Source organism: Microbacterium sp. Bi128, from assembly GCF_918698205.1.
This window is the reverse complement of record NZ_CAKKMM010000421.1, coordinates 1-3,832: the sequence shown is the minus strand read 5'-3', so window position 1 is coordinate 3,832 and position 3,832 is coordinate 1. Positions and strand designations below refer to the sequence as shown.

Annotated in this window: 3 protein-coding genes and 1 pseudogene; 2 read left to right on the top strand and 2 right to left on the bottom strand. The window is 68.1% G+C overall.

Annotated elements, in window-relative coordinates; genetic code table 11:
* Both LQV45_RS20250 and LQV45_RS20245 read left to right on the top strand, forming a co-directional pair.
* Positions 1–509 (top strand): SCO1664 family protein (locus LQV45_RS20250; protein ID WP_230008553.1); only part of this gene is annotated, 509 nt, incomplete at its 5' end.
* A gap of 309 nt (positions 510–818) precedes the next feature.
* Complete coding sequence (locus LQV45_RS20245; RefSeq protein ID WP_230008552.1) at positions 819–1,655, top strand: hypothetical protein; 837 nt, start codon at positions 819–821, stop codon at positions 1,653–1,655.
* A 162-nt stretch (positions 1,656–1,817) separates the two neighbouring features.
* Here the strand turns inward: LQV45_RS20245 and LQV45_RS20240 are convergent, their stop codons facing one another.
* Positions 1,818–3,344, bottom strand: a complete 1,527-nt coding sequence (locus tag LQV45_RS20240) for a xylulokinase (RefSeq protein WP_230008551.1) — start codon at positions 3,342–3,344, stop codon at positions 1,818–1,820.
* Between the two features lie 19 nt (positions 3,345–3,363).
* A pseudogene (locus LQV45_RS20235) lies at positions 3,364–3,832 on the bottom strand (xylose isomerase); the annotation flags it as partial.

Genomic DNA, 3,832 nt, shown 5'->3' with positions numbered 1-3,832 from the left:
CCGCCTACCTGATCAGCGAGTCCCTGGAGTGGGGCCTCGTGCCGCCGACCGTGATCCGCGAGGAAGCTCCGCTGGGGGTCGGGTCGCTGCAGTGGTTCATCGAGTGCGACTTCCGCGAGCACTACTTCACGCTGTTCGAGGACGCCCCAGAGACGCACCGCGACCTGGCGCGGATTGCCCTGTTCGACTACGTCGCCAACAACACCGACCGCAAGAGCGGGCACGTGCTGCGCGGCGACGACGGACGGGTCTGGGGCATCGACCACGGACTGTGCTTCTCCGCCGCTTTCAAACTCCGCACCGTGATCTGGGACTTCGCCGGCGAACCTATCCCCGATGCCCTGCTCGAGGACATCGCCCCGCTCGCCGAGGCCGCTCCTCCCGAGGTGGCCGAGCTCCTCGACGACGACGAGGTCACCGCCCTGCAGCGCCGCGTCCAGCGCCTGCTGCACGCCCGGGTCCTGCCGGTTGACCGCACCGGCATGCGCTACCCCTGGCCGCTTGTTTAAGCGAGCTGGGATCCCCAGCCTGGACTCACAATTCCGCTCGAGGATACGGGATTGAGCACAACGGACGTGGACTCGTTGCCGCTTCATGACGGGTGGGCAACCATCTCCACCGCGACAGCACCTCGGTCCCGACGTCCCTGGATCATCGATACTTCTTGACCTCCACCGGCCGCCCCGGTGGCATGAGCCTTGACTCTCCTCTTGTCCGTGAGAAGCGTCTCAAATTATTACGGAGGCAGCCGGGGGCCACCCGCCGGCAGGGTAAAGTTATCTGTTCGTAACATTTATCTGACTGAAATGTGTTTGAAGATGCCTGCAGACTCCGCTAATGAAGACAAGCCGAAACAGCTCCTCGGGCTAAGTGGCACCCAGACTATTGGCTCGGCGTTGGCCGCGGTGACCTCTGCCTTGGTGGGGTCCTTTCTAGGCGTTGCCGGGACGCTTATTGGCGCCGCACTCGGCTCCATCGTTGCCACGGTGGGCGCCGCCCTGTATGCCCGGACACTCAGTTCGGCCGCCACCGTGGCAATGACGAAAATCCCAAAGCGACGCAGGGGTGGACTGCCCGCTGACGACGCCGGCGTGCTGGCCGCCAGCGCCCCGGCCGAAAGCGACGGACCTCAATCCAACCGGCTGAAGAGGCAGGTCACCCCAAAGACCTGGATTAAGATCGGGGCGGTCAGTGCTGCCGCATTCGTGATCGCGATGGTCGGTGTCACTGCAGTCGAATTCGGAACCAACAAGCCCATCTCCAGCCTGGTCTCGTCGGCGTCGAGCATCGACGGTGCGGCTGGCCCCACGACGACGCTGGGCACGGCCCTGGGTGGCACTCCGACTGTCCCGGACAAAACGGACGCATCGACCAAGGACGTGAAGGAAGGACCTAGGCAAGTCGCGCAAGTGCCCGGGCAAGTCGAGCAAGGTGCCACCAAGACAGATGGCCTGACCACGGAGGGTAGCCCCAGTGGCGCGGACAGCGGCTCGGCCGGAACCGCAGTGCCAGGAGCCGGCGCACCAAGCGACACCACGCCGGCGGACGTCGCCCCCGAAACCGGCCAGAGCCCGGAGCCTGCCCCCGCAACCGAACAGACCCCGCAGCCCGAGGTGTCCTCGGATTCGGGATCGGCCGAGCAGCCCGCCCCGTAATGGCGATGACAGGGATCAAGGACCGATAGGAACCTGTTAGGGCTGGCGGGGTCGGGCGGCGGTGTTGTGGTGGCTGGCTCATCCGACGAGGACCACCGTATTCTCAGCGGTCAGCCGGCATTTCGTTGCCGCGTTGAAGCAAGGGCATTCACGAACTCCGGCTCAGTTGCCGGGGTCAACGCGACTGCTCGCCCGCAGGTAGTTTTGCCTGATGGCCGGGTGGAAGTCCGGGGCGGGTGCGGCGTCCACCGCGACCGGCCAATCCGGCCGGTTGCCGATGGAGGCCCAGACTGCCTGGACGGCAGCACCCCGGGCCACGTACTCCCCCGGGCTCGGGACCACGACCGGCAGGTCGAAGACCTGGGCTGCGATGGACTGCACCGCGGGGTTCTGCACGGCGCCGCCGATCAGCAGGAGCCGTGTTGCGGGGCCTCCTTGGGCGCGGAGGGCATCCAGGCCGCCGGACAGTCCGCAGAGCATGCCTTCGATGGCGGCCCGGGCCAGATTGCTCCTGGTGCTGGAGGCAATGCTGAGCCCGTGGAAGCTGGCCTTGGCGTGGGGCAGGTTGGGCGTGCGCTCACCTTCGAAGTAGGGCACTAGCACCACGCCGCCGGCGCCGGGTTCGGCGCCCAGGGCAAGTCGCGCAAGTTCGTCGAAGTCCACGCCCAGGATGCCTGCCACGGAGCCGAGCACGCGCGCGGCATTGAGCGTGACGGCGATGGGCAGGTATTCTCCGCTGGCGTCCGCGAAGCCCGCCACCGTTCCGCTGGGATCGGCGACGGCACGGGACGCCACCGAAAACACCGTGCCGCTGGTGCCCACGGACACCACCACGTCTCCGGGTTGCGCCCCCAGTCCCAAGGCGGCGGCCGCATTGTCTCCGGCGCCGGCACCGAGGAGAATGCGGTGCCCGGGTCGGGCCTGGCTTGATCCGGACTGGCCGGGCAACTGAGTCGCGGAGCCGAAGCAGCCGGGGTGAACCGCCCCGGCGGAGCCGCCGGGGCCCAGCACCCGCGGCAGAACCACGGTGCCTGGATCCCGGTGCCCGGCACCCCCGCCGGCTTCCCTGGCGTCCCGGCCGAAGGCCAGTTTGAACAGCTCCACATCGTATTCGCCGGCCGAAGGGCTCCAGTATCCGGTGCCGCTGGCATCGGAGCGGTCAGTGGTGAGCTGGTCCAGGTCCGGGCCCAGCGGGCTGGTTGCTGCCGGGCCGTAACCGCGGAGCCGCCAGGTCAGCCAGTCGTGGGGCAGCGCAACAGCCGCCACCCGGTCCGCCAGGTCCGGTTCGTGGTCCCGGACCCAGCGGATCTTGGTGATGGTGAAGGAGGCCACCGGGACCAGCCCGGTCCTGCGGGCAAAGTCGTCCGCCCCCACTTCGTCGGTGAGAGCGGCCGCTGCCGACGCCGATCGGGTGTCGTTCCACAGCAGCGCCGGGCGCACCACGTTGCCGTCGTGGTCCAGCAGCACCATGCCGTGCTGCTGGCCCCCCACCGAGAGCGCACTGACGTCCGCCAGCCCGCCGGCGTCGTCGAACGCCGCTGACAAGGCCCGCCACCAGTGATCCGGGTGGACTTCCGTTCCGTCCGGGTGGGCGGCCCTGCCCTCGCGGACCAGCGTGCCGGTGCCGGCGTCGAGGATCACCACTTTGCAGCTTTGGGTGGAGGAGTCCACACCGGCAACAAGGTTCATGGAAGCAGCCGTCACGGTCTTAGCGGGCGCCGAGCAGGTGCTCGATGAAGAGCTGCTGCAGCTTCACGAAACCGAAGCCCTTGCCGCCGAAGTAGGCGTCGGCGTCGAAGTCCTCGTAGGAGGCGCGGTCCGCGCGGAGCTGTTCGTAGCCTTCGCCCGGGTTGAGGGTGGGTTCGTTGATTTCCGCCACGCGGGAGGACTGCAGCGCGGCCTGGACCTCGGGGTCGGCGCGGAAGGCCTTGGCGCGTTCCTTGAGCAGCAGGTAGGTCTGCATGTTGGCGGCCGCGGAGTCCCATACGCCGTCGATGTCCTCGGTGCGGCTGGGCTTGTAGTCGAAGTGGCGCGGGCCGTCGTAGGCCGGTCCGCCGTCGGGGCCGCCGTTTTCGAGCAGGTCCACGAGGGAGAACGCGTTCTGCAGGTCGCCGTGGCCGAACACCAGGTCCTGGTCGAACTTGATGCTGCGCTGGCCGTTGAGGTCGATGTGGAAG

Excerpts from the sequence above, each read along its gene's own strand:
- LQV45_RS20245 (WP_230008552.1), top strand. The coding sequence starts at position 819 with ATGCCTGCAGACTCCGCTAATGAAGACAAGCCGAAACAGCTCCTCGGG.
- LQV45_RS20240 (WP_230008551.1), bottom strand. The coding sequence starts at position 3,344 with ATGAACCTTGTTGCCGGTGTGGACTCCTCCACCCAAAGCTGCAAAGTG.